Source organism: Aquirufa echingensis (genome assembly GCF_042714525.1).
Taxonomy (GTDB): domain Bacteria; phylum Bacteroidota; class Bacteroidia; order Cytophagales; family Spirosomataceae; genus Aquirufa; species Aquirufa echingensis.
Window position 1 is genome coordinate 115,653 of record NZ_JBBKYA010000005.1, and the last position, 25,244, is coordinate 140,896.

Annotated in this window: 27 protein-coding genes; 14 read left to right on the plus strand and 13 right to left on the minus strand. The window is 40.5% G+C overall.

Annotated elements, in window-relative coordinates; all coding sequences use genetic code 11:
- Positions 1–77: 77 nt before the first annotated feature.
- From rfbC to SKC38_RS10660, 3 genes are read left to right on the plus strand one after another with little or no spacing between them, the layout of a single operon-like run.
- Positions 78–620: a dTDP-4-dehydrorhamnose 3,5-epimerase gene (rfbC, locus tag SKC38_RS10650; RefSeq protein ID WP_377977126.1), complete on the plus strand. Its 543-nt coding sequence runs from the start codon at positions 78–80 to the stop codon at positions 618–620.
- Positions 621–639: 19 nt separating this feature from the next.
- On the plus strand, positions 640–1,176 hold the full coding sequence (gene pyrR, locus SKC38_RS10655; RefSeq protein WP_377977127.1) for a bifunctional pyr operon transcriptional regulator/uracil phosphoribosyltransferase PyrR: 537 nt from the start codon (positions 640–642) through the stop codon (positions 1,174–1,176).
- Positions 1,177–1,180: 4 nt separating this feature from the next.
- On the plus strand, positions 1,181–2,098 hold the full coding sequence (locus tag SKC38_RS10660; protein ID WP_315576515.1) for an aspartate carbamoyltransferase catalytic subunit: 918 nt from the start codon (positions 1,181–1,183) through the stop codon (positions 2,096–2,098).
- Here SKC38_RS10660 and SKC38_RS10665 read toward each other — a convergent pair.
- On the minus strand, positions 2,078–3,079 hold the full coding sequence (locus tag SKC38_RS10665) for a glycosyltransferase family 9 protein (protein ID WP_377977128.1): 1,002 nt from the start codon (positions 3,077–3,079) through the stop codon (positions 2,078–2,080). The two genes, SKC38_RS10660 and SKC38_RS10665, sit on opposite strands and share 21 nt — an antisense overlap.
- A 66-nt stretch (positions 3,080–3,145) precedes the next feature.
- On the opposite strand from SKC38_RS10665, the gene SKC38_RS10670 reads away from it, so the two are divergent.
- From SKC38_RS10670 to mtgA, 3 genes are all read left to right on the plus strand, one after another.
- Positions 3,146–4,375, plus strand: coding sequence for a M16 family metallopeptidase (locus tag SKC38_RS10670; RefSeq protein ID WP_377977129.1), 1,230 nt, complete (start codon positions 3,146–3,148; stop codon positions 4,373–4,375).
- Between the two features lie 5 nt (positions 4,376–4,380).
- A complete protein-coding gene (gene hemW / locus SKC38_RS10675) occupies positions 4,381–5,511 on the plus strand; it encodes a radical SAM family heme chaperone HemW (RefSeq protein WP_377977130.1) in 1,131 nt (376 codons plus the stop codon).
- A gap of 241 nt (positions 5,512–5,752) precedes the next feature.
- Positions 5,753–6,532 carry a monofunctional biosynthetic peptidoglycan transglycosylase gene (gene mtgA, locus SKC38_RS10680; RefSeq protein ID WP_377977131.1) on the plus strand — a complete coding sequence of 260 codons (780 nt, stop codon included), beginning with the start codon at positions 5,753–5,755 and terminating at the stop codon, positions 6,530–6,532.
- Here mtgA and SKC38_RS10685 read toward each other — a convergent pair.
- Together SKC38_RS10685 and SKC38_RS10690 are read right to left on the minus strand one after the other, a co-directional pair.
- Entirely contained in the window at positions 6,527–6,856 is a 330-nt protein-coding gene (locus tag SKC38_RS10685; RefSeq protein WP_377977132.1) for an MGMT family protein, read from the minus strand. The two genes, mtgA and SKC38_RS10685, sit on opposite strands and share 6 nt — an antisense overlap.
- A complete protein-coding gene (locus SKC38_RS10690) occupies positions 6,856–7,428 on the minus strand; it encodes a DUF3109 family protein (RefSeq protein ID WP_377977133.1) in 573 nt (190 codons plus the stop codon). Before SKC38_RS10690 ends, SKC38_RS10685 begins: the two co-directional genes overlap by 1 nt.
- Before the next feature lie 116 nt (positions 7,429–7,544).
- Here SKC38_RS10690 and SKC38_RS10695 point away from each other — a divergent pair, with 116 nt between their 5' ends.
- Positions 7,545–9,080, plus strand: coding sequence for a LysM peptidoglycan-binding domain-containing protein (locus SKC38_RS10695; protein WP_377977134.1), 1,536 nt, complete (start codon positions 7,545–7,547; stop codon positions 9,078–9,080).
- Here SKC38_RS10695 and SKC38_RS10700 read toward each other — a convergent pair.
- Positions 9,077–9,715 carry an O-methyltransferase gene (locus SKC38_RS10700; RefSeq protein WP_377977135.1) on the minus strand — a complete coding sequence of 213 codons (639 nt, stop codon included), beginning with the start codon at positions 9,713–9,715 and terminating at the stop codon, positions 9,077–9,079. The two genes, SKC38_RS10695 and SKC38_RS10700, sit on opposite strands and share 4 nt — an antisense overlap.
- The gene (locus SKC38_RS10705) at positions 9,715–10,485 is read right to left on the minus strand and encodes a class I SAM-dependent methyltransferase (RefSeq protein ID WP_377977136.1); all 771 of its coding nucleotides are present in this window, start codon (positions 10,483–10,485) and stop codon (positions 9,715–9,717) included. The genes SKC38_RS10700 and SKC38_RS10705 overlap by 1 nt, the downstream gene beginning before the upstream one ends.
- 57 nt (positions 10,486–10,542) lie before the next feature.
- Between SKC38_RS10705 and SKC38_RS10710 the strand changes: the two genes are divergently transcribed.
- Together SKC38_RS10710 and rlmB are read left to right on the plus strand one after the other, a co-directional pair.
- The gene (locus tag SKC38_RS10710) at positions 10,543–11,145 is read left to right on the plus strand and encodes an alpha-ketoglutarate-dependent dioxygenase AlkB family protein (protein ID WP_377977137.1); all 603 of its coding nucleotides are present in this window, start codon (positions 10,543–10,545) and stop codon (positions 11,143–11,145) included.
- A 41-nt stretch (positions 11,146–11,186) separates the two neighbouring features.
- The gene (gene rlmB, locus SKC38_RS10715) at positions 11,187–11,981 is read left to right on the plus strand and encodes a 23S rRNA (guanosine(2251)-2'-O)-methyltransferase RlmB (RefSeq protein WP_377977138.1); all 795 of its coding nucleotides are present in this window, start codon (positions 11,187–11,189) and stop codon (positions 11,979–11,981) included.
- Here rlmB and SKC38_RS10720 read toward each other — a convergent pair.
- Complete coding sequence (locus SKC38_RS10720; protein ID WP_377977139.1) at positions 11,978–12,727, minus strand: SDR family NAD(P)-dependent oxidoreductase; 750 nt, start codon at positions 12,725–12,727, stop codon at positions 11,978–11,980. The two genes, rlmB and SKC38_RS10720, sit on opposite strands and share 4 nt — an antisense overlap.
- A 79-nt stretch (positions 12,728–12,806) precedes the next feature.
- On the opposite strand from SKC38_RS10720, the gene pth reads away from it, so the two are divergent.
- Positions 12,807–13,367, plus strand: coding sequence for an aminoacyl-tRNA hydrolase (gene pth, locus SKC38_RS10725; RefSeq protein ID WP_377977140.1), 561 nt, complete (start codon positions 12,807–12,809; stop codon positions 13,365–13,367).
- A gap of 248 nt (positions 13,368–13,615) precedes the next feature.
- Positions 13,616–14,092, plus strand: coding sequence for a hypothetical protein (locus SKC38_RS10730; protein ID WP_377977141.1), 477 nt, complete (start codon positions 13,616–13,618; stop codon positions 14,090–14,092).
- A 219-nt stretch (positions 14,093–14,311) separates the two neighbouring features.
- Here the strand turns inward: SKC38_RS10730 and metG are convergent, their stop codons facing one another.
- Positions 14,312–16,342 carry a methionine--tRNA ligase gene (metG, locus tag SKC38_RS10735; RefSeq protein ID WP_377977142.1) on the minus strand — a complete coding sequence of 677 codons (2,031 nt, stop codon included), beginning with the start codon at positions 16,340–16,342 and terminating at the stop codon, positions 14,312–14,314.
- A 126-nt stretch (positions 16,343–16,468) separates the two neighbouring features.
- Here metG and rpsU point away from each other — a divergent pair, with 126 nt between their 5' ends.
- Both rpsU and SKC38_RS10745 read left to right on the plus strand, forming a co-directional pair.
- Positions 16,469–16,663, plus strand: a complete 195-nt coding sequence (gene rpsU / locus SKC38_RS10740) for a 30S ribosomal protein S21 (RefSeq protein WP_377977143.1) — start codon at positions 16,469–16,471, stop codon at positions 16,661–16,663.
- A gap of 39 nt (positions 16,664–16,702) precedes the next feature.
- Positions 16,703–17,578: a tyrosine-type recombinase/integrase gene (locus SKC38_RS10745; RefSeq protein ID WP_377977144.1), complete on the plus strand. Its 876-nt coding sequence runs from the start codon at positions 16,703–16,705 to the stop codon at positions 17,576–17,578.
- Here SKC38_RS10745 and SKC38_RS10750 read toward each other — a convergent pair.
- The 6 genes from SKC38_RS10750 to SKC38_RS10775 all read right to left on the minus strand — a co-directional run bounded on the left by SKC38_RS10750 (position 17,575) and on the right by SKC38_RS10775 (position 23,657).
- The gene (locus SKC38_RS10750; RefSeq protein WP_377977145.1) at positions 17,575–18,504 is read right to left on the minus strand and encodes a homoserine kinase; all 930 of its coding nucleotides are present in this window, start codon (positions 18,502–18,504) and stop codon (positions 17,575–17,577) included. The genes SKC38_RS10745 and SKC38_RS10750 overlap by 4 nt on opposite strands.
- 1 nt (position 18,505) lies before the next feature.
- Positions 18,506–20,968 (minus strand): bifunctional aspartate kinase/homoserine dehydrogenase I, encoded by a 2,463-nt coding sequence (thrA, locus tag SKC38_RS10755; protein WP_377977146.1) that lies wholly within the window; start codon positions 20,966–20,968, stop codon positions 18,506–18,508.
- 65 nt (positions 20,969–21,033) lie between these two features.
- Positions 21,034–21,546, minus strand: coding sequence for a DUF421 domain-containing protein (locus tag SKC38_RS10760; RefSeq protein WP_377977147.1), 513 nt, complete (start codon positions 21,544–21,546; stop codon positions 21,034–21,036).
- Position 21,547: 1 nt separating this feature from the next.
- The gene (locus SKC38_RS10765) at positions 21,548–21,958 is read right to left on the minus strand and encodes an ExbD/TolR family protein (RefSeq protein ID WP_377977148.1); all 411 of its coding nucleotides are present in this window, start codon (positions 21,956–21,958) and stop codon (positions 21,548–21,550) included.
- 8 nt (positions 21,959–21,966) lie between these two features.
- Positions 21,967–22,638: a MotA/TolQ/ExbB proton channel family protein gene (locus SKC38_RS10770; protein ID WP_377977149.1), complete on the minus strand. Its 672-nt coding sequence runs from the start codon at positions 22,636–22,638 to the stop codon at positions 21,967–21,969.
- A 92-nt stretch (positions 22,639–22,730) separates the two neighbouring features.
- Positions 22,731–23,657 (minus strand): Ppx/GppA phosphatase family protein, encoded by a 927-nt coding sequence (locus SKC38_RS10775; protein ID WP_377977150.1) that lies wholly within the window; start codon positions 23,655–23,657, stop codon positions 22,731–22,733.
- Positions 23,658–23,748: 91 nt separating this feature from the next.
- On the opposite strand from SKC38_RS10775, the gene SKC38_RS10780 reads away from it, so the two are divergent.
- Positions 23,749–25,152 carry a tetratricopeptide repeat protein gene (locus tag SKC38_RS10780; RefSeq protein WP_377977151.1) on the plus strand — a complete coding sequence of 468 codons (1,404 nt, stop codon included), beginning with the start codon at positions 23,749–23,751 and terminating at the stop codon, positions 25,150–25,152.
- Positions 25,153–25,244 lie beyond the last annotated feature (92 nt).

Genomic DNA, 25,244 nt, shown 5'->3' on the forward strand with positions numbered 1-25,244 from the left:
TAATGCCTAAATATCGATAATTTTGGCACAAATTAAGGCCTTTCCTAGGCAATATCAAACAAAGGAATTTATTTTCTATGCAATTTATCCAGCACGATCTACCCGGAATTATTGAATGTATCCCTACTAAATTTCACGATGACCGCGGTCATTTCTACGAATCATACAACCAAACGCGTTTTGCTGCGAATGGGATTCCGGAAAATTTTGTGCAAGACAATTATTCCTATTCAACTGCTGGCGTTATTCGTGGACTTCACTTCCAAAAAGAACCGCACGGCCAAGGAAAATTGGTTCGTTGCATGACGGGCAAAGTGATGGATGTGGTGGTCGACTTGCGTAAGAGTTCGCCGACTTTTGGCCAACATGGAACATATATTCTAGATGCTGAAATAGGCAATATGCTTTATGTTCCCGTGGGATTTGCCCATGGATTTGTGGCCTTGGCAGACGCCATTTTTGTATACAAATGCACTGATTTTTGGAACAAAGAGGCTGAGTCAGGAATCCGTTGGAATGACCCAACCTTGAACATTGATTGGGGAGTGGATAATGCCATTGTATCAGACAAGGACCAAATATTACCCCTATTTGACCCAAACGAAACAATATTTAAGTAATTTTCATACCTTTGCAACAATGACTCGCAAGCTGATTTTATCAAGCCCATTATTGGAAATAACCATCTCAAGGTTATGCCAAGAGCTCATTGAAAATCAAATTCAAGATACAGAAACGGTCATTTTAGGCCTTCAACCCCGCGGAATTTATTTCGCAGAACGTATCGCCGCCGAATTAGGCAAACAATTAAATACCTCTTTCCCTGTTGGACGCTTAGACGCTACCTTCTTCCGCGATGATTATCGTCGTCGTGATACGATTGCGCCTAGTACAACAGACATTTCCTTTTTGATCGAAAATAAACGAGTCATTCTGGTGGATGATGTGCTAGCAACCGGTCGGATGGTACGTGCCGCTTTGGATGCGATGAACTCCTTTGGCCGACCAGCTAAAGTCGAACTATGTGTCTTAATCGACCGTATATATAACCGAGATTTACCCATTAACGCGGATTACGTAGGTAAAAGTGTCAATACGCTCCCTACTGAAAAAGTACTCGTGGAATGGAAAGAACAAGGACACGAAGCAGATAAAATTTGGTTAATTACCCAATAACAATATGTTGAAATCGCCACACTTATTAGGAATCAAAGATTTAGATGAAGAATCTATTCACCTAATCGTTAAAACGGCTAAAGAATTCAAAGAAGTTCTCAACCGACCGATTAAAAAAGTTCCTTCTTTGCGTGATGTTACGATTGCCAATGTATTCTTCGAAAATTCTACCCGGACACGTTTATCTTTTGAACTTGCAGAAAAACGCCTATCTGCGGATACGATTAATTTTTCAGCCTCTGGAAGTTCAGTCAAAAAAGGAGAAACACTACTTGATACAGTAAATAACATCCTAGCGATGAAGGTGGACATGATTGTCATGCGCCATGCAAGTCCTGGTGCACCGCATTACTTAGCGAAACACATCAAAGCAAATATCGTCAACGCCGGCGATGGAACGCATGAACACCCTACGCAAGCACTTTTAGACACCTATTCCTTACAGGAAAAATTAGGTGATTTGTCTGGTAAGAACATCGCGATTATTGGAGATATCCTTCATTCACGTGTCGCGCTTTCGAATATTTATGCCTTGAAAAAACAAGGAGCCAATGTCCGCCTTTGTGGACCTAGCACCTTGATTCCGAAGCACATACAATCACTTGGCGTCGAAGTTTCCCACGATGTAAAAAGCACGTTGCAATGGTGTGATGCTGCGAATGTTTTAAGAATACAGTTGGAGCGCCAACAAATTAAATACTTCCCAAGCTTGCGTGAATACTCCCAATTTTTTGGAATCACACGTCAAATGTTGGAAGAACTGCCCAAAGAAATCGTCTTGATGCATCCAGGCCCGATCAATCGCGGGGTGGAATTAAGTTCCGATGCGGCAGATTCACCTCATTCGATCATTTTAGATCAAGTAGAAAATGGTGTGGCGGTTCGGATGGCGGTGTTGTATTTACTTGCTTCGCGCGGCTAATAAATCCTTATAGGCTTCGAATAATTGATTCCCTGTGATTTGATTTCCACAGGCATAATGGCCTAATGGACAAGATTTTTTCCCGTGGTCACCACAAGGCCGACAGGCTAAATCAACCTCAACAATTCGATTCCAAGTTGCCAAAGGTCCAAATCCAAAAGCAGGTATCGTTGAACAAAATACCGCAACCGTAGGCGTGTCTACCGCTGAACAAATATGCATCGGTCCAGAATCATTCACAAAGGACATCAAACTATGTTGATAGATTCGAATCGCATCGACTAAGCCATGTTTTCCAGCTCCATTGATAATCTGGCTTTCCGGACAGGCTTTAGCTATTTTCTCTGCTAAATGAACTTCATTCGGGGCACCCATTAAAACCACAGGCTGCGATGCTGGCAAAAGCTTGATGAAATCAATCCAAACGCTAACAGGTGTCCGCTTCGTTTCCCAAACAGATCCGGGAGAAATACAGATATAATCCTGGACAGGCAAAATATTGTCACCTGGAAGAGACAAAAAGGGCTTATAAACCTTTGGTCCTAACCAAGAAGTTAATAATGCCGTATTGCGTTCCGTTTCATGTTTTCCATTTCCCCATTCGTGCTCCACACGTTCCGTAAAGAACCAAGACAACGGGTTTTTATCGAACCCTATGACCTTGTTAGCGCCAATGGTCAAACTCAATAAACCCATACCAAAGAATCGTTGGGCCACGAATACCTGATCAAAGCTTTCCGATTTTAAATCCTTTTGCAAAGCTTTCCAAGAAGTCCATTTGTGCTTTTTATCATAAGCCCAAACTTTGGTAAGATTCTGATGTGGATATGCTTGAAAAATGGATTCATTCCCTTTACGGACCAATAAATGAATAGATGTTTCTGGGGATTCGAGGCGAATTTTCTCCAACAAAGAACTAATCAGAATGGCATCCCCAAGGAAAGCCGTTTGAATAATAAGTACTTTGTTTGATATGGACATGAAAGAAATATGCGTGATTCGGCATAAAATTAGTTAATTTTGAAATCTTTTGCGCTACGATTATTTATGAATTCAATTCAGTTAACAACTTTGGACAATGGGATAACGATTGTTCACCGACAAGTTCAGCATACCGAAATTTCACATTTGGGTATTATGTTGGACATAGGCAGTCGGGACGAGTTGGACAATGAACAAGGATTAGCGCATTTTTGGGAGCATTTAGCCTTCAAGGGTACCCAAAAGAAGAACAATATGCAGATCATCAATCGCCTCGAGGTAATCGGTGGTGAACTGAATGCTTATACGACAAAAGAAAAAATCTGTTTTCACGCATCGGTTTTGAGTCCCTATTTCGAGCGGGCTTTGGAGTTAATCACTGATATAACCTTTCATTCAACATTTCCAGCGAAGGAAATTGAGAAAGAGCGCAGTGTGATTTTGGAGGAAATGTCCATGTATTACGAGGCTCCAGAGGATGCAATACAAGATGATTTTGATGAATTATTGTTCCCAAATCATTCCTTGGGTGTTAATATTTTAGGCACGAACGAAACCGTTAATTCGTTTAAAAAGAAAGACTTAGACGCCTTTATTGCACGCAATTTGGATACGAGTCGGATTGTTATTTCGTCGATCGGAAAACACAGCCACGATAAAGTATTTAAATGGGCAGAAAAGCATGTGGGTCAAATTCCAGTTAAACGGAATCAGGTTAAACGCATTACGCCCCCAAGTATGTTGCCCTTGGAGCGCGTGACAAAACGGGGATTAAATCAATCGCATGTAGCTTTAGGCCGACAATCCTATGCGATCAAGCATCCCGATCGATTGGCATTTTTCATGTTGATCAATTTATTGGGGGGCCCATCCATGAATTCCTTGTTGAATGTTTCCATTCGCGAAAAAAGGGGCTTGGTTTATTCCATTGAGGCTAATTTCACATCATATGTAGACTCGGGTTTTTGGGCGATCTATTTTGGTACGGAATCGAACCAGGTGAATAAATCAATCAAATTGATACATAAGGAATTCGATAAATTAAAAGATCGTAGTTTAAGTCCGGCACAATTATTGAAGATTAAATCCCAATTAAAGGGCCAAATGGCCATGGCGGAGGAAAGCAATTTGAATTTCATGTTGATGATGGCCAAAAGCCTCCTTGATCGTGAGAAGATTGAAACAATCGAGGAGATTTTTGAGCAAATTGATCTAGTTTCTTCCGAGCAATTACAAAGCTTAGCGCAGGAAATGTTCCAGTCGGAGCAATTAAGTTACTTGATTTTTGAACCCTAATCCCGGTGCATCTTTACCTGCATATTCCATTTTGTCATCAAGCTTGTCACTATTGTGATTTTCATTTTTCTACGCGTTTGTCGGGAAAAGCGGCTTTAGTTGAAGCATTGATAAAAGAGATCGAACTGCAAAAAGATTACTTAAATACACGCGAATTATCGACCATTTATTTCGGAGGCGGAACTCCGTCGACCTTAAGTCCTGATGAATTATCAGCCATATTCAAGGCCATACACAAGCATTTTGAGGTATTAAAGGGGGCAGAAATCACCTTAGAAGCCAATCCAGAGGATTTAACACCTGAATACCTGTTGGTCTTAAAGGAATTAGGTGTGAACCGACTGAGCATCGGAATTCAATCATTTCACGGATCTAATTTGACATTTATGAATCGGAATCATGATGTCACACAAGCTCGAAAATCTATTCAGGATGCGCAAGCCATCGGTTTAAGCAATATCAGCATCGATATAATTTATGGAATTCCATCGAACGATTTGGACATGTTGGAACAAGATCTTGCCGCCGCAGTTGCCACAGGAGTCCAACATATTTCGGCTTACAGCTTAACCATAGAACCGAAAACGGTTTTTGGACATCAACTGAAGAAAGGCATTTTACAGGAAACGCCTGAGCAACACATGGCAGCAGCCTTTGAATTCACGCATCAATACTTAGAAAAACAGGGTTTCACGGCGTATGAGACGTCAAATTTTGCTAGAACAGGATTTGAATCCCAGCATAATTCAAGTTACTGGAAGCAGGAATCGTATTTGGGCATTGGTCCGGCGGCACATAGTTTTAATCAAACGACCCGACAATGGAATGTGGCGAATAACGCGACATATGTCAAGCAGATAGCCTCAGGCATCATTCCTGCGGAAGTGGAAGAATTAAGCCCGGAGAATCAAATCAATGAATATATCATGACTCAGCTGCGCACGCATTGGGGAATCGATTTGAATTATTTGCGGGAGCGCTTTGCTGCCATTGAAATTCCTTTTCCTGAAAAAGAGATTGTTAGCTGGGTTTCATCTGGCTATGCTATGATGGAAAATAATCGACTAAAGCTTGTGGGCCAGGGGAAATTGATTGCAGATGGATTGGCGGCGGAAATATTTATTGTTGGCGAATAAACGCTTTGGCAAACCTTTCAGGATTGCCAAAGCTTGAGGCGAATTTCATTCGTCAACTCCTCAGACTAAAGTCTGAGGCTATATAACACGTATTAACCCCAGACTTCAGCCTATGGCACGGTTTATAACCCCAGACTTCAGTCTGGGGAATTAAAACGATCATAAGGTCTATACATCCAATCACTTCTATCTTAGCTCATTTTTTGTATTTTTGCCTTCATAACAAGACAGAATTTATCAAATGGCCAAACGCGTCGACTTAAACAACACTTCCCGCTCCACCCCTCGTGGCAACAAGTTCGACCGTTTAAATAGAGCCCCTAAAAAAGGTACATCTTCCTTCTTTAAAAAAATAGGCCGACTAATCTTATACATTTGGATCAGTACCATCGTGGCCGTTGTCCTTTTCAAATTTGTTCCCGTATATTTCACTCCTACGATGGCATCGCGCAAAATCGATGCACTTATGGATGGCGAACCGAGCAAAATTCATAGCCAGTGGACTTCATACGAGGAAATCGACCGGAATTGTCCATTAGCCGTCATCGCTTCCGAAGATCAATTATTCCCAGAACACCACGGTTTTGATTTTGAAGCAATGGGTACCGCTTTAATCAAAAACCAAAAAGGGAAACGAATTAAAGGGGCGAGTACGATATCCCAACAAGTTGCTAAAAACGTATTTCTTTGGCAGGGTCGCTCTTATTTTAGAAAAGCTTTAGAAGCCTATTTTACCGTATTAATTGAGTTTATCTGGGGAAAAGAACGCATCATAGAGGTCTACTTAAATGTCGCTGAAACAGGAAAAATGACCTTTGGCGTGGAAGAGGCTTGTCGGCGATATTACGGCCACACCTCCGCAGAAGTCAGTACCACCGAAGCTGCCCGCATTGCCGCATGTCTTCCAAACCCCATTCGCTTTTCAATTAAAAACCCTTCGGGTTATGTCAGCAAACGCACATCTTTCATTAAACGTCAAATGAGTGCTTTGGGTGGTAAAAAATTCCTAAGAAACTTATAGTAATTCGATGGCAGGGTCCCAGAAATGGGATTTAAATTCAAGGATTTGATCATCTTGAACGCGAATTCCTTCGGAAGCCAGCAATTCCTGCATCCGATCGCCCCCAAAGAAATTCTTTCCTGTTAATACTCCATTCCGATTAACCACTCGATGTGCAGGGATGTCCGCGAGCGTATGCGATGCATTCATCGCCCAACCTACCATGCGAGCTCCGCCTTTCATTCCTAAATAAGCAGCTATCGCTCCATAGGTTGTTACTCGGCCCACAGGAATCTCGCGAACCACCTGATAAATTAAATCAAAAGAATTAGTTGAAGTAGACATTAGTCTAATTGGCGTTCTTCAATCTCACGCTCCAATTCCGCATACCATTTTGTCCCGAATTTACGAATCAATGGATCCTTCAAAAACTTATAGACAGGCACGCCTAATTCCTTTCCATGCGAACATGCATCAGAACAAATAGTCCAACGCTCATAATTAATCGCCTGGTATTCAGCTAATTTTTGAATTCGGATCGGATATAAATGGCAAGAAATTGGCTTACGAAAATCGGTTTTACAGGCAAAATACGCCTGCTCAATCCCACATTTCAAATAGCCTTTATCATCGTAAATCGCATATACACATTCACGCCCCGCGATAATTGGCGTAGAATAATCCCCATCGGGCTCTAAAATATAATTACCTTGCTTCGCTAACTCCGATAAGCCATCTTCCGACAAAAATGGTTTGATTTCATCTTGAATTCGATCCAAAATGGCTAATTCATCTTGCTCCAAAGGTGCTCCCAAATCCCCTTCCACACAACAAGCTCCTTTGCATTTAGTCAAATCACAGACAAAATACTCATCTGCCACATCTTCACTGATAACTGTATCGTCAATTAATATCATAGAATTCAAAATTTACACAAAGGTAAAGCTAATTCCACGATGCGCAATAAAAAGCAAGGGCTTCCGTTAAATCAAATATTTTGGTAATTTTACAATTGCATCAATAAAAAGCCCGCTTGAAAAAATCCTTCCTACTCATACTGCTTCTTTTATCTGTTGGAAATCTTTGGGCTAACCATGCGATTCCGGACACCATTTCCATCGGGAATGTCCGTGTATCCATTCACCCTTCTGCAAAACCCATTTTTGAAAAGGAATTTGCCATGTTGGGGGCCAATAAAAAATACGTCGCTTCGCTTGTCGACAAGATGCGCCTCTATTTCCCTGTCATTGAACCCATTTTAACGCAAGGAAATATCCCGCCAGAATTCAAATTTTTATGCGTTCAAGAAAGTTCTTTGAACCCAAATGCCATCTCCACATCGAATGCAGTAGGATATTGGCAATTTAAATTAGAAACAGCAAAGGATGTGGGATTAAAGGTGGATCAAGACATTGATGAGCGCCGACATATCATCGAGGCAACCAAAGGAGCCGTCAATTACTTTACACGCAATAATGGAGTTTTAAACAACTGGGTTAGCACATTACTCTCTTATCGTGTTGGCCTTGGAACAATCAAAAAACTACCTTATGCAAGCAATTGGGCAGGAAAAACAGAGATAGAGGTTGATTCATCGACCGATTGGTACGTCTTGCGTTTTTTAGCTTACAAAGAGTTTTGGGCTGAACAAATGGCTAGCCTACCTGTCCTAAATGACAGCACAAATTTGATTACACATGTAGACACCAAAGGCAAAAACCTCTACGAATTATCAGATGAATTGAAAATCAGTTACGATGATTTAAAGCGCTACAATGCCTGGATATTAAAAGATTGGATTCCCACGGATAAGAGTTATACGCTCTATCACCCATCGAATCTAAAGGTTTTCAATTCCGAAGAAGTCAAGCAAGAAGAGCCTATTTTTACCGCTTCTGTCGATTCAACGAAATTGTATGTTCCTACCAAAAAGGTAAAAACACAAAACAAACAGATTCTCAGCGATCAATTTGAAATTAGGACGCATACCGTTGTTTCAGGTGACAATTTAAGCAATATCGCCGCGCGCTATGAAATGAAATTAGCCGACTTGCTTCGTTTAAATGATATGAATTTGTCTAGCATGATTACGATCGGACAAAAAATCAAGGTCAACCGTCGGGTACCCATGCTTGAAATCATCGCGCAAAAACTAGATGAAAAAAGTGCCAAAGAAGAACCCGTCAAAAAAGCTCAAGAAGCACCTGCACAAGATTTCAAAGTAGAAGTAGAAGAAGTTCGCAAGATCTCATCCGTTGATTCTGAAAAATCCTTTTACATCGCTCCAGCGGAATCACGCGAAATCGTGATCAAATCAGATGCAAAGGAAGAAACCAAAATCATGGAGCAAACGCAGGTTAATCCTATAAAAGAATCGCCGATTATCGCACCTGAAGTAGCGAAACAACCTACGGGTACCGTTTTCTATATTCATGAAGTAGAAGCTGGCGATACCTTGTTTAAGATTTCAAAAATTTACCAAGTCAGCATTGAAGACCTAATCAAATGGAATAATTTGGGTAAAAACCCAAGTATTCGAGTAGGCCAAAAAATCAAATTGAAACCTTAGATTACCCGGAGCATGTAAAGCCCATCACGGAGAGGCAATAGCATTTTTTCTACCCGTGTATCATCTAAACACTTTTGATTAAAATCACGCAAAGCATTCGTGGATTTATCAGTTGCCTTGGGATCAACTATTTTGCCACTCCAAAGCACATTGTCAACTAAAATCAATCCACCAGGTCGCATTTTAGAAATGATTAAATCGAAATATTTGGCATAATTACGTTTATCCGCATCGATAAAAACGAGGTCGATAGGCCCATCAATATTGGCTAATTCTTGCTGCGCATCTGCAATCCGATAATCGATTTGCTTCGCATAATCTGAACATTCAAAAAAGGAACGAGTGAAACTTTCTAACTCCTCATTAATATCAATCGTAATCAATCGGCCATGGGGCTGCAAACCCTCCGCTAAACAAAGGGCTGAGTAACCCGTATAAGTACCTATTTCAACGATTAATTGCGGAGATATCAGTTTGGCCAACATAGACAAATACCGTCCCTGTAAATGACCAGATAGCATTCGAGGCTGCAAAATGCGCGCATGCGTCTCCCGATCCAAGGATTGCAATAAATCAGAGGGTTTATCTGAAAATTGTCTTGAATACTCCTCGATGGCTTCGTCGATGAAATCCATTACTTAATTCCTGTATAAAAGAAGTCCAAGGATTCAGCTGGCTTATCACTCAAGAAATAATCATCTACCTGAATGGAATTAACCAAATCATTGCTCGATTTCGAAATCGATAAGCGACTCAAGCGATTCGCGATATCATAAGGAACCTGCAACCACGTACGTGGCAAGCGATATTGTAAATTGAAAATATCAAAACGCGTGATTTTCTTCACCGATTTCTTATTCGCTTCGTAATAATCCATCACTTTTTGATTGCCATGGACACCTTGCATAATCACCTCTGAGAAGTATTTCTTCATCAAATCCCCCAATTCATTCGCTAAATACTCGCGCACATGCCATGGATTACGCGATAATGAAAAATCACGGTTCACCGTTGTCAAATATAATTTCCCACCCGGTTTTAATACCCGAGCTGCTTCTTGCAAGAAAAACGCATCGTTCTCTATATGCTCAATCACCTGAAACGTAATCACAAAATCGAAGTGATTATCAGGCAAATCCTGCAAAGGGGGCAAAAACATATCAATAAACTTGAAATCTGGATATTGCGCCGACAAGCTTTGCATCAATTCCGTGTTTTTATCTACACCTGTATAGGCACTTACTTTATCCGCCAAAACAGCCACGCCACGACCTGTACCACATCCTATTTCTAACACATTGCCGCCAACTAACGAGCTAACATGTTGGTAAGGAAACAATAATCGTTGGTGAACCGGATTATCCGAAGGAATTTCAGATGAGGCAATTTCAGTAGTTTTGTACATGCAGATTAAATTTGACACAAAGGTAAAATTTTTAAGGCAGAATCTGTAATTTGAAATATGCTTTCCTTGTTTCCCGTTTCAAGTTCTGAAAACCTGTTGCCATTTGATGGTGAGGTATATTATTATCCAAACTTCTTCAATCCTTCTGAAAGTCAGGCCTATTTAACGCAACTGACTACTGAAATCCCTTGGAAACACGATGAACTGGTCATTTTTGGCAAAGTCATTCAAACGCGACGCAAAGTGGCCTGGTATGCAGATCACAATAAATCCTATACCTATTCGGGCCGAATGAAGGTGGGACTTTCCTGGACGCCTACCCTATTAAGCATCAAAACAGCTATTGAACAAAAACTAAAAACGAGCTTTAATGGATGTTTACTGAATTACTACCACGATGGAGATGATGGAGCTTCTTGGCATGCTGATGATGAGAAATCCATCCAAGTCAATAGCCATATCGCTTCCATTAGTTTAGGAGCCACACGTAAATTCGAATTCAAACATAAGCAAACACAGGAGAAGATCAGCCTTCTTTTAGAACCGGGAAGTTTACTCGTTATGAAAGGAACAACCCAAACTCATTGGATCCACCAATTACCAAAATCAAAAAAAATCAAGGTTCCTCGGCTTAATTTGACATTCAGACAAATGATTTAAAAAAAAATGCCGACCTTCGTGTCAAATTTACAGCAATCAACGTGTCAGAAGAAAACGAATCAAGACAGCCATTTAAGCGCCCATTTAGACATTTTACTAGTCCTAAAACAGAAAACAAAGAGTTTGTTTTTGGGGTACAATCCGTATTGGAAACACTTCGTTCGGGAAAAGAAATCGACCGTTTATTGGTTCAACGCGAATTAGGAAACAGTGAAATCCTAGACCTAGCACGTGAAAAGGGCATCCAAGTACAGAAAGTTCCTTTGGAAAAATTGAATCGCATCACGCGTAAAAATCACCAAGGAGCCATCGCTTTCGTTTCAGCCATTCATTATGCCAAATTAGAAAATGTCATTGCAGATACGTTCGAAAAAGGCGAAATTCCTTTCATTTTGATTCTAGACCGCATCACAGATGTGCGTAATTTTGGTGCGATTGCCCGTACAGCTGAATGTGCAGGAATCCATGCCATCGTTATCCCAGCACGTGGAGCCGCACAAATCAATGGCGATGCCATGAAAACTTCTTCAGGCGCCTTGAACTTCATACCGGTTTGTCGGGAAGATAGCTTATTGCAAACCGTCGATTTTCTACAAAACTCTGGATTAAAAGTCGTTGCTTGTACGGAGAAAGGTCGTAGTTCAGTTTATGCAGTTGATTACAGCGGACCTGTTGCCATCATTATGGGATCAGAAGAAGATGGAATCTCCGACGAATTAATTCGCAAATCCGATGATTTAGCTGTTATTCCTCAAAGCGGACAAGTAGGCTCACTCAATGTATCTGTTGCGGCGGGAGTAGTTATTTTTGAAACCGTACGCCAAAGAAGCATTTAATTTTTGCGCAAAATTTGTGTAGCCGAAGCCTGTGCTTTCGGAAGAATGGTTACGTCCGCTATGTTCACATGTGCTGGAGCTGTGACAATATACCGAATCAAATCCGCAACATCCTCTGCAACTAAAGGTTCATACCCTGAATAAACTGCATCCGCTTTTTGTTGGTCGCCCTTAAATCGAACAGCCGAAAAATCCGTATTCACCGCGCCAGGTGCCACATTCGAAACTTTGATCCCGTGAACATTTAAATCTTGACGCATGCCCTGTGAAAGCGCCTCTACTGCGGCTTTGGAAGCGCAATACACATTCCCATTCGGATAGGTTTGCTTGCCAGCTATCGAAGATAAATTAACGATATGACCCGCAGCACGTTGAATCATCCCTGGGATAACCAAACGGGAAACATTCAATAAACCATCCACATTACTATGCATCATCGCATCCCAGTCGTCAGGATCCCCATCCTGAATCGCACTCATTCCATGCGCATTTCCCGCATTATTAATCAAAACATCAATGTTTTGCCAAGCTTCGGGAAGTGATTGAAATGCTGCCTCTACCCCATTGCGATCACGTACATCAAAAGTTAGTAAATAGGAATCCGTAGGCAATTCATTTTTCAATGCTTCCAAACGCTCTAAGCGGCGTCCACAAAGAATTAAATGATATCCAGCAGCAGCTAATGCTTTTGCCGTCGCTAATCCGATTCCTGAGCTCGCGCCCGTGATGCATGCAATCTTATTCATGGTAAAATTTTTATCGAAGGTAATGCCTTCGAGGTGTTCTAAAAAATTTGCGCGTAATTTGTATTAAATATTATAACGCATGAACTTCTTAATTGTTGGACTAGGCAACATCGGCCCCGAATATCTTTTCACTCGACACAACATCGGCTTCATGGCTTTGGACTACCTAGCCAAAGATAAATCAATCAGCTTTAGCCAAGACCGCTTAGGCGCCATCGCATCTTATAAGCTTAAAGGACACCAAATACATTTATTAAAACCGAGCACTTATATGAATTTGAGTGGCAAGGCGGTTAATTATTGGTGCCAACAATTAAAAATAGAAAAAGAACGTCTATTAATATTGACAGACGATATCGCATTGCCATTCGAAACACTACGTTTAAAGCCCAAAGGGTCTAGCGGTGGCCATAATGGACTAAAAAGCATCGAGGCAACATTGAATACACAAGAATATGCCCGCTTACGCATGGGAATTGGATCGGATTTTTCGAAAGGCCGACAAGCGGATTTTGTATTAAGTAACTTTTCCGAAGAAGAAATTGGACTTATTCCATTCATCTTGAATCGATCGAATGAAATCATTGATTCATTCTGCCTACAAGGCATCCAACAAACAATGAACAAATACAACCAATGATTGTACTTTTTAAAGAATTTTATAATTTTTCCTAAATTTTTAAATTAGAATTATCCCAAAGGTTTACAATTGTTATCCAAATTTAATTTGGAATAAAATGAAAAAACATAAAATTTATTCTGATTTTTAACTCAAAATCGAAAAATAATAAATTTTACATTCCAAAATTGTCCAAAAGCAAGTTTTGCTATATTAAAAAAATGCAATAATTTTGTATCGTTGATTTAGTTAATAAATATAACGAATTTATGAAAAAGCAATTTTTAATGGTTAGCGTTTTAGTAGGACTAAGCCTAACAGCAACAGCGGTAAAAGCGAGCGGAACGGCATCAAATGTAGATGCGTCGACAACAGTATTGTCACACAAAAAAGAAACCCTATCTGAAGTTATTCAGTCATTGATAAAGAAAGATTTTGTAGGAGCATACGCATCTACATCAGCAAGTTTAACAATTTCGATTTTAGAAAATTACCAAAACAACCAGTCGGCTTATTTAAAAGCTAGCAAGGCAGAACAAGCTCTTTTCAACGAGACAGTTCAATCCATTGTGAATCAGGCAGGTGTTTCGGATGAAAAAACGAGTAATTGGGTAAAAGAAATTAACAAATCTGCGAAAGCAATTAACGCTATATGGTCTGTTTTGGCCATCGAACCGAAAATTGAAGCAGATTTCAACAACGAAACAGAACAAAATCAAGATTTGATCGTTGTATTTCAAAATTAGATTGTAAGTAGTTTTCATAGTTAAATAGGTTTAGAGGTAATCAAAAAAGGCGCTGTTTCTGACGGCGCCTTTTTTATTTTTTTTGCATTAAACTCATATTATTTAAACAAAACATCTATATTTGTATAAATTTTCATAGTTAAATAGGTTTAGAGGTTAAACAAATAAGGCCAGAAGTTTCTTCTGGCCTTATTTTTATTTCAACAATTGGATAAGCTATTAGCTAATCGAAGCACCATTCCAGATCGCCTTACTAGGTTGCATGAAAGCTAAACTACCATCAGCATCCTCCGCCATTAAGATCATCCCCTCACTCTCCTGCCCCATAATTTTACGTGGTGCTAAATTCGCCAAGAAACAAACTTGTCGGCCTATCACATCCGCTGGCTCAAAATGCTCAGCAATACCACTTAGAATGGTACGCACTTTTTGACCATCATTAACAGCCAATTTCAACAACTTTTTACTCTTTTCGACTTTCTCCGCCGCAGTGATGTGCCCCACGCGCAAATCCATCTTGGTAAATGATTCAAAATCAATGGTCTCCTTGATTGGATTCACTTGCTTACTCGCTAATTCCATCGCTTCTTTCGTTTGCTTTAATTTATCAACCTGTGCTTGAATCACATCGTCTTCTAATTTCTCAAATAATAATCCTGGATTAGCCAGTTTTTGACCCGTTGGGATTAATTCAAAATCACCGATTGTTGACCAATCAGCTTCTTGAATTCCCAATGCTGTCCTTAACTTAGCAGCCGTAAATGGAATAAAGGGCTCCAAAGCAACAGAGGCATGAGCCACCAATTGAACTGCAAAATTCAAAACAGTTCCTGCCTTCTCTTTATCTTCTTTGATAATTTTCCATGGTTCCGCATCGGCTAAATACTTATTACCAATCCGCGCGATTTCCATCGCTAACACCAAAGCATCCCGGAATTTGTAATTCGCTAAAGCAGCCTCCAACTTCGCTGGAATATCAGCTAAAGCATGCTTGACATCATCTTCCAAACCCGTTCCAGCAGCCTTTGCAGGCACAATACCTTCAAAATTCTTATCAATCAACACAAACGCACGATTCACAAAATTGCCCAAAATAGCTACGAGTTCCGAGTTGTTTTTGGTCTGAAAATCGGCCCAAGTAAAGTCGGCATCTTTAGTTTCTGGACTTGAAGCCGTTAATGCATAACGCAATACATCTTGCTTACCTGGAAAATCCTGTAAATATTCATGTAACCAGACCGCCCAATTACGCGAAGTTGAAATCTTATCCCCTTCTAAGTTCATGAATTCGTTCGCCGGCACCTGGTCTGCTAACTGAAATTCCCCATGTGCCATACACATGGCAGGGAATATCAAACAATGGAAAACAATATTATCTTTCCCGATAAAATGTACAATCCGACTATCCTTCGCCTTCCAGTACTTCTCCCAATCCGTCGTTAATTGGCTTGTCATTGAGATATATCCAATCGGTGCATCAAACCATACATAAAGCACTTTCCCTTCCGTATCTGGCAATGGAATAGGCACTCCCCAACTTAAATCACGGGTCATGGCACGCGGACGAAGTCCATCTTGCAACCAAGATTTAACTTGACCACTAACGTTTGGCTTCCATTCAGGATGCGAATTCACATAATCCTCTAATGCTCCTTGCCATTGATCCAAAGGCAAGAACCAGTTTTTGGTTTCTTTTAAAATCGGCGAAGCACCACTTAGAGACGACTTAGGATTGATTAACTCTGTAGGTGACAACGAAGACCCACATTTCTCACATTGATCCCCATAAGCACCCGGCTGATGACATTTTGGACATTCGCCTGTAATGTATCGATCAGCTAAAAACTGATCCGCAGCCTCATCAAAATACTGTTCAGTTACCTCTTCAATAAATTTTCCTTCCTTGTACAAATGCAAGAAAAAATCTTGCGACATCTTGTGATGCACAGGATCTGATGTTCTACCATAAATATCAAAGGAAATACCAAAGTCTTCGAAAGAAGATTTGATGTTCGCATAATAGTAATCAACCACTTCTTGTGGCGTTTTCCCCTCCTTTTGTGCCTTAATCGTAATAGGCACCCCATGCTCATCCGTACCGGAAACAAAAATGACATCCTGCTTCTTTAAACGTAAATAGCGCACATAAATATCAGCTGGCAAATAACATCCTGCTAAGTGTCCGATGTGAATTGGACCATTCGCATAGATTAAAGCGGCCGTGACAGTTGTCCGTGAAAACTCCGACATACAATAGTTTTAAAATGAACTACAAAAATAGGACATTTTCACTCATAAAATTCCAAAAGACTACTTGCACAATCAAAAAAATAAATTTATCTTTGCGAACATTTTAATTCAAAAAGGAAAAAATACATGTTAATTATTTCGATCAAAGAGAACGAGTCAATTGATAAAGCCCTTAAGCGCTTTAAAAAGAAGTTTGAAAAAACAGGTGTAGTAAAAGAATTACGTAGAAGATCTGCTTTTGAAAAACCATCAATCGCTCGTCGTACGGAAATGATTCGTGCTGCTTACAAGCAAAAGACATACGGAAATATCAACAACTAGTTTGTTTCGATTTTTCTTAGAATTGACTACTTTCGATCTATGAATCGCGAAGTAGTCAATTTTTTTTTAAAGCACCTACAAGTAGAACGGCGATTAAGTCCTTTAACACTTCGCTCCTACGAAATTGACCTCCTTCAATTTCTCGATTTCCTTGCTCCCGAAAACCTGCTTGTCAATCAAATCAAAAGTCAAACGATTCGTGCTTGGCTCGTAGCATTATCTAATCAAGGCATACAAAACCGTTCCATTAATCGGAAACTGGCTACACTTCGAACTTTTTACAAGTATTTACAGCGGCGCGGAGATGTGACCGACAACCCCATGCAAACGATTCGCATGGTTAAAACGAGCAAGACATTGCCCACATACCTGCGAGAATCGGAGATGGAACAGGTCTTTGCCCAACAAGAAATTCCTAAAAATACATTTGAAGAGGTACGCGACCAACTCGTTTTAATGTTACTCTACGGGACTGGAATGCGCTTGGCGGAATTGATTCAATTGACGCCCCAACAAGTTAACTTATCCGCAAAAACCCTACGGGTTATCGGGAAACGCAATAAAGAACGTATTATTCCCATGCCAACGATACTCGTAGATCTCGTGAAGCAATATCAAGCGCTGAATCCCTTTCAGAGCCAATATTTAGTAATCACCGACAAAGGAGAACCCTGCTATCCGATGTTCGTCCAGCGCTTAGTCAAGAAATATTTAGGAGAAGTAAGTACCCTAGAAAAGCTTTCGCCCCACGTGTTGCGGCATAGTTATGCAACCCATCTGTTAAATCGAGGGGCCGATTTAAATGCAATCAAAGAATTATTGGGACACTCGAACCTAGCTGCGACACAAGTCTACACACATAATTCAATGGAAAAGCTGAAGGAAATCTACATACAAGCTCACCCCAAAGCCTAACGAATCATTGGGCCTTGTTGGTTAATTTGTGAAACATAGGCCTCAGACCCAATACCCACAGCATTAAATGCTTCAGACATTGCTTTAGCGACCAGTTTCGCAGTTTCTTCCCCTTTCGATAAGGCAAATAAAGAAGGTCCAGAACCTGAAATAGAACAACCTAAAGCGCCAGCTTGTAGCGCAGCCGCTTTCACTTCTTGAAATTGAGGGATTAAAATAGAACGTGCAGGCTCGACAATCACATCGACCAAAGAACGGCCAATTAAATCATAATCCGACGTTAATAAACCCGCCACTAAACCCGCCACATTCCCCATCTGCGTAATCGTTTTACCTAAGGTAATTTCACGTTCAAGGATGCGACGAGCATCTTTGGTATTCACTTCAATCTGCGGATGAACAATACTTGCATACAAATCCGAAGGCGTAGGCAATTGAATGATATCCAAGGGATCATAGCTACGAATCACAACAAAGCCCCCTAATAAACTAGGACCCACGTTATCCGCGTGCGCTGAACCACAGGCCACACGCTCTCCCTCCATGGCGAAAGGCAATAATTCTTTTTGACTTAAGGGTTTCCCCATCAATTCATTGGCAGCAAAAACACCCGCTACCGCAGAAGCCGCAGAAGAACCCAAACCGGATCCCAAGGGCATGTCTTTATGCAAAGAAAGCTCAAAACCTTGATCGGGCTGACCGATAAATTCCAAATATTTTAAAATAGCAATCCCAGCCGTATTTTTAGCAACTTCCTTAGGCAATCGACCTTCATCACCTGTAATTTCTTTGATTACAATACCTGGAGTTAATTTTTTCGTCAAGACAACTTCATCACCCGGACGATTCACCGCAAATCCAAAAATATCAAATCCACAAGCTACATTGGCAACAGTTGCAGGGGCATATACGCGAATACTTTCCATATTAAGACAAATAGCTTCCAATTGACACGATATCCGCAAAAACACCCGAAGCGGTTACCTCAGCACCTGCACCAGGCCCTTTAATTACCAAAGGACGATCATGGTAACGCTTTGTCGTAAAGGCAATTACATTATCCGCACCATCCATTTGATAAAACGGATGATCAGCACCTACAGCACGTAAACCAATCGAAATCTTTTGATTTTCTAGTTTAGCAATGTAACGAAGCACTTTTTTCTCCGCGTATGCATCATTGACCAAAGCTTCAAAATAAGCATTCGCCTTGTCCAATTCTTCAAAAAACGCATCGACTGTTGGCGCTGCCTCACATGCCGGAGGGATGATTTTCTCAATCGTTATATCTGCAAACTCTAGTTTCAATCCAATTTCCCGACTCAAAATCAAGATCTTTCGCGCCACATCCATACCGCTCAAATCTTCCCGAGGATCGGGTTCTGTATAGCCTTTGGCTTTTGCTTCACGCAATACAGCAGCAAATGATTTACCAGGCACAAACTGATTGAATAAGAATGACAAGGTTCCTGAAAGAATTCCTTCAATTTTCTCGAATCGATCGCCTGAGGCAATCAAGCCTTGCAAGGTATTAATCACGGGCAAACCCGCCCCTACATTCGTCTCATACATAAACTTCACTCCTTTGCTTAAAGCTGTTTGGTGCAAAGCTGCATATTGCTCATAAGGCCCAGAATTGGCAACTTTATTCGGTGTTACCACCGAAACGTTCGCTTCAAAAAGGCCTAAATAATGTTGGTGTATTTCCTTACTCGCCGTACAATCCGCAAAAATGGAATTCGGCAAGTTCAATTGCTTGATTTCTCCCACAAATTGATCCAAAGATTCAGCAACACCCGTAGACTCCAATAACTCAATTGCTTGATCGATTGGAATACCTGCAGGGTTAATCAGTTGTTTACGCGAATTTGCGATACCCACTAATTGGATGCGCAGGCCTTTGTATTTTTCTAAATAGCGTTCTTGCCCAACCAATTGGTTTAACAAGGTTTTACCAATCAAACCAGCCCCAACTAAATATAGGTTCAAGGTTTTGATTTGTGAGAAGAAGAAGGTCTCATGAATGACATTCAAGGCCTTAGAAAGGTCTTTCTTCTCGATAACAACGGAAATATTCAACTCGGAACTACCTTGTGCTGTGGCAACAATGTTAATTCCATTTTTACCTAAAACAGAGAATAAACGGCCACTCACACCCGTATGCTTACGCATCCCCTCGCCTACAACCGCAATCACTGATAAATCCTGTTGGATATCAATCCCTTCAATATCACCGGAAGCAATCTCCTGAGCGAATTCTTTGGCTAAAATCTTATCAACTTTCGAAGCCACTTGCGGATCAATCGCGAAACAGATTGAATGTTCCGATGAGGCTTGCGAAATCAATACCACAGAAATCTTCTCTTTGGCCAACACGGTAAAGAGTTTTGCGGAAACACCCGCCACACCGATCATCCCTGACCCCTGAACATTCACAAGCGCCAACTCATCAATGGAGCTAATACCTGTAATAATATAAGGGCTCGGTGAAGATACGCGCGATACGACGGTTCCCTCAAAAGCTTGATTAAATGTATTTAAAACCCGAATCGGGATATTTTTCGCAAAGGCAGGCTGAAGTGAAGGAGGATAGATAACCTTCGCGCCAAAATGGGTTAATTCCATCGCTTCGGCGTAAGAAATCGAAGGAATCGTAAATGCGGCAGCCACTTTTCGTGGGTCAGCAGTCATCATTCCATCGACATCAGTCCAAATTTCAATCTCCTGAACCGCTAATGCAGCCCCAAAAATGGATGCTGTATAATCGGAACCACCGCGACCCAAGGTTGTCGTTTCACCAGCGTCATTGGAACCAATAAAACCTGTGATAAGCGCAATTTCATTTGGATGAGCTGCAAAATTGGCCTGAATCAACGCATTGGTTTCTTCAAAACGAACCTCCGCTTTACCAAAATGATTATTAGTTTTCACTACATCCCGTGCATCCAAAAAACGAACAGGTAAACCGCGCTGTTCCAAAATAGCAGCAATTAAGGCAGTTGAGAGTCGCTCACCAAAACTCACTAATAAATCCGATGTTTTGGGCGAAATCTCATGGATTAAATTGATTCCTTTCAGCACATCGCGTAATTCATTCACTAAGGTACGAATCTGAGCAATGACCTGCGATTGTGCAGTTACTGGAATAAAATGACGTATAACTTCAAAATGACGTGCTTCAATCTGTTCGATGATCGTAGGCTCAAGCGTCTTCTTACTTGCGGCCGTTGTTCCTGCTGCTAACAATGCATTCGTAACTCCACTCATGGCAGAGAAAACAACAGCGAAAGAAGATTTTACTTGATGATTGGCTTCGATAATTGCCAAAACTGATTCGATACTCGCAATGCTCCCACAACTGGTACCACCGAATTTTAAAATTTTTTCCATCAGAAAAGAAAATGAAATGATTCTTGACTCTACAAACAGCCAAGTAATTCTACAAATATACTAGTTTAAGCCGTATTTCCCCCAAGAACCTTATGTCCTTTCCGCTTTCTTTTCGAAATTTTATGATAATTTTCTGACATCACCGAGATATTCCCATCCACCTCAAAAACCGCCAAATCCACTTCCTCCAATTTCAATATCCCATGTTCCCGAATGGCCGCATTCAATTGCTCCACATTCAAGGATGCTTTCGATAAGCCATTAGCAATAATCTTTCCCTGATATACCAAAACAATAGGCTCCCCTTCCACAACCTTACTCAAACCCGGAAAAGCTAATTCGAGTTTTTTAAAGATTAAATTAGTCACAAACAAGGCAAAGGCAGCAAACAATCCACCCGAAAGTGATGTATCCGTCCCCACCATGGCGTTTTGAACTGAATTTGAAATCAACAAGATGAAAACTAAATCTACGACCGACAATTGTGCAAACTCTTTCTTCCCAAAAAGACGAATAGCCGCCACGATGAACACGTAGACGGCTATTGACTTGAGGGCTATGATGACAAAGCCTTCCATATTACTTTTTCTTTTCGGCTGCCATCACCATGGAAAGGTTATTTTTGGCAGCTAAATCATATACATCCGTTAAATCCTGAACTGTTCTTGATTTATCAATTGAGATAATCAAAGAATTGGCTTTTTTCGTTTTTAAGATTTCTTTCAATTGACTATCTACTTGATCCAAGGCAAATGGCTGAGCATTTCCATCGATAAAGAAGTTGTTATTCGCATCCACTGAAACACGAATCGACTCCACAACAGGTGGGGTAACTTTCGTTGAATCTGCTTTTGGCAACAATAAACGAATGGCATCCGGAGATGCTAACGTCGAAATCATTAAGAAAAACATCAATAGAAAAAATAGAATATCCGCTAGGGCGCCTGTTTCTACTTCCGATGCTTCTCGTTCGCGCTTTCTAAAATTCATAGGATAATTTATTTTTTATTAGCAGGCTTGTGTAACAAGTCGATGAAATCCATCGCTACAATTTCCATTTTGTTAATTGAACGATCAATCATCGTTGTCAACAAAGTATACATCACATAAGCAATGATACCAACGATCAAACCCGAAGCAGATGTCACCATCTTCTCATAAATACCCGATGCAATCGTTGAAATTTCAATTTTATTTGAAGTCGAAATATTATGGAATGTACGAATCATACCCGTTACCGTTCCCAAGAAACCGAACATCGGCGCAATACGTGCAATCGAACTTAAGATACCCAAGTTCTTTTCCATGTTATAAATCTCCAACTTCGCTTTGTTCTCAATAGCATCTTCAATATCACGAATAGGTGAACCTAAACGTCCTAAACCACGCTCTAACAAATTAGCAATTGGAAATTTTGAATTCTTGCAATAAGTCACAGCACCTTGAATATTACCAGCTAAAAGCAATTCATTGATGTTGTGAAGGAAATTCTCATCAATACGGGATGTCTTACGGATGTATAAATAACGTTCAATGAAAAGAAATAAGGCTGCTGTAAACAAGAATAAAATCGGATACATGACATATCCACCCTTTTCCAATAAACTTAATACCGTGAATTCCTCGACCTGAGCCGCATCTAACAGAATAAAATTAAGTAATGAAGACATATAGCTTTGTTGAAAATTTTAATGATTTAATATAAACTTAAAGTTGGCCAAAATTATTGTCTTTTTCAAAAAAATCGACCGCATTTATTCAATTATTCTTGCGTGCTGTACCAATACCCCTCCTTCAAACTGAACATCGACATCCACAATTCCTTTATTGAGGTCTTTGCCATTACCTGAGCAATCAAATGATTGGCATAAGGCAACATGCTCGCACGAAATGCCTTCATTCCTGGGATTGCTTGCCTTTCAGCAACTGTCAGTTTCGCTATTTGGTCCATTAATGCATAAAATGCAGGTAAATCCAATTGATTAGCTTTTTCAATGTGCATTAAATGTCCTTGAGCCAATTGAATATCGGCCAAAGTTTCGAAGGCTCCTGCTGCTCCAATCAGTCTTTGCGGTTGATGTAGTTCACAAGCTTCATACAAACTTTGTAAGCCTGATTGAATATAGGCCTCCAATTCTTTGTCTAGATCCACATGGTATTCACTTTCTTTCTGAAAAAGGGATTGCAATTTAAGCCCACCCAATTCGAGACTTGTTTTAAACAATATCGTTTGGCCTTGAAACAGGATAAATTCCACGCTACCTCCACCTATATCCATCACCAGAGAAACGGCATCCCAAGGCTCAGGCAAGGAATGACGAATGCCTTGGAAAATATAATCCGCCTCTTGAATTCCTGAAATCACTTTAATCGGTATCCTCAGTTGGCTCTCCACCAATTCAATGAAACCAGATGCATTTCGGGCGTTCCGAAGGATACTTGTTCCAATGCCTTGAATCGAAACACAGTTTTTGTCTTGCGCATGCCAAAGAAATCGTTCTAAAGCTTCGAGGGCTCTTGCCATGGCGTCCAACTGCAATAAACCCGTTTCCATGGCACCTTTTCCTAATCCCACGGGACGATGGTCTTCATACAAAATCTTCATCCCCCCATTTGAAGGGTCTTGCTCAGCAATCAAAAGCTGAAACGTATTTGTTCCTAAATCAATAATTGCACGTGGCTGTGGCATCCTAAAAGGGTTTGGAACAAAAGTACATCGAAAGGCTGTTTATTAAAAAACAATTCGTAATTTAGAAACTATTACAACCCAAATTTCCTACATGCTGGATCCAGAATTTGATGACCATAAGGAGGATATCCAATCTTCGTTAAATCGCTTCGAGAAAATGCTCAATGAGGATGAAAATTCATTCTTTGATTTGGACACGTTGGAGCAAATTGCGGAGCATTATTTCATTCAAGGGAAATTTGATGAGGGCTTAAAAGCCTGCAACATTGGCTTAGAACATTTCCCCTATACCCTCGAATTAATCACGCTTAAAGCCCAAATTTTGGGTGAAATGCAACAGGCTGAGGCAGGTTATGAGTTGATCGAAAATGCGATGTTGCTCTTCCCAACCGATCTTGATTTATTAATGGTCAAAGGTTCGCTTTTGAGCCAATTAAAGCAACACGAAAAAGCAGTAGAGATTTTCTTACACATTTTAGAATATTCGGAGGAAAAAGACGACGTCTATTTCCGTTTGGGACTTTGCTATTTAACTTGGCCAAAACCCCGCGAAGCTGTAGATATGTTCAAGAAATCACTTGAGCATAACCCAGAAAATGAAAATGCGCTTGTCGAATTAGCAAATGCCTTGGATGAAATTGGCAAAATCGAGGAGAGTATCCCCTATTACGAAAAGTTCATCGATCAAGATCCATTTTCGTACACAGCTTGGTATAATTTAGGGATAGCCTATTCCAAACAAAAGAAATACGAAAAGGCCATCGATGCCTATGAATATTCATTGGCCATCGAACCCACCTTTGCCTCTTCCCTATTCAATTTAGGCAATACCTACATGAATTTGGAGGAATATGTGAAAGCAGAGGAAGCTTACCGACTCTGTTTGCAACACGATGAGCCGAACCCGGAACTCTACTGCTGTTTAGGTGCAAGTTTAGAACGCCAAAAACAATTCAATGAGGCCTTAACTTTTTATAAAGATGCGGTTAAAATTGATCCACTTTGGGACGAAGGTTATTATGGTTTAGCTGTTTGTTTAACAGAATTAGACAAGTGGTTTGAATCCCTGCATTTCCTTAAAAAAGCGATCAAACTTAACGAGACAAATCCATTGTACTGGACAGGATTAGCCGATGTTGAGGCTTATTTAGGTAATTCCATTTCAGCAGATGAAGCTTTCCAAAAATCCATCGAGCTCGACTCATTTTTTGCCCCTACATGGGTTAAATGGGCCCAAATGCACTTTGAATTAGGGGATTATGAGAAGTCGGCCGACATCATGCTTTCCGCCATCGATGAACTACCCGAAGAAGCAGAATTGTATTACCGTTCAGCCATCTTTTTAATCAAAGCTGCCCAATTTAAAGAGGCATTTCATTTCTTAGAAACAGGCTTAATGCTGGACTACGATAAGCATGTGCTTATATTCGATTATTTCCCAAATTTGGAAACCCAAAAGGCTATTTTCAAGTTAATCCAGCAGTACAAAAAATAATCATTTTCCAATTGCCCCGATTTTCTGCCACTCATCCAAAAGGATATGCACGGAAAACTAACTTCCTTAAATTCGTAAAATTTATAAATTTT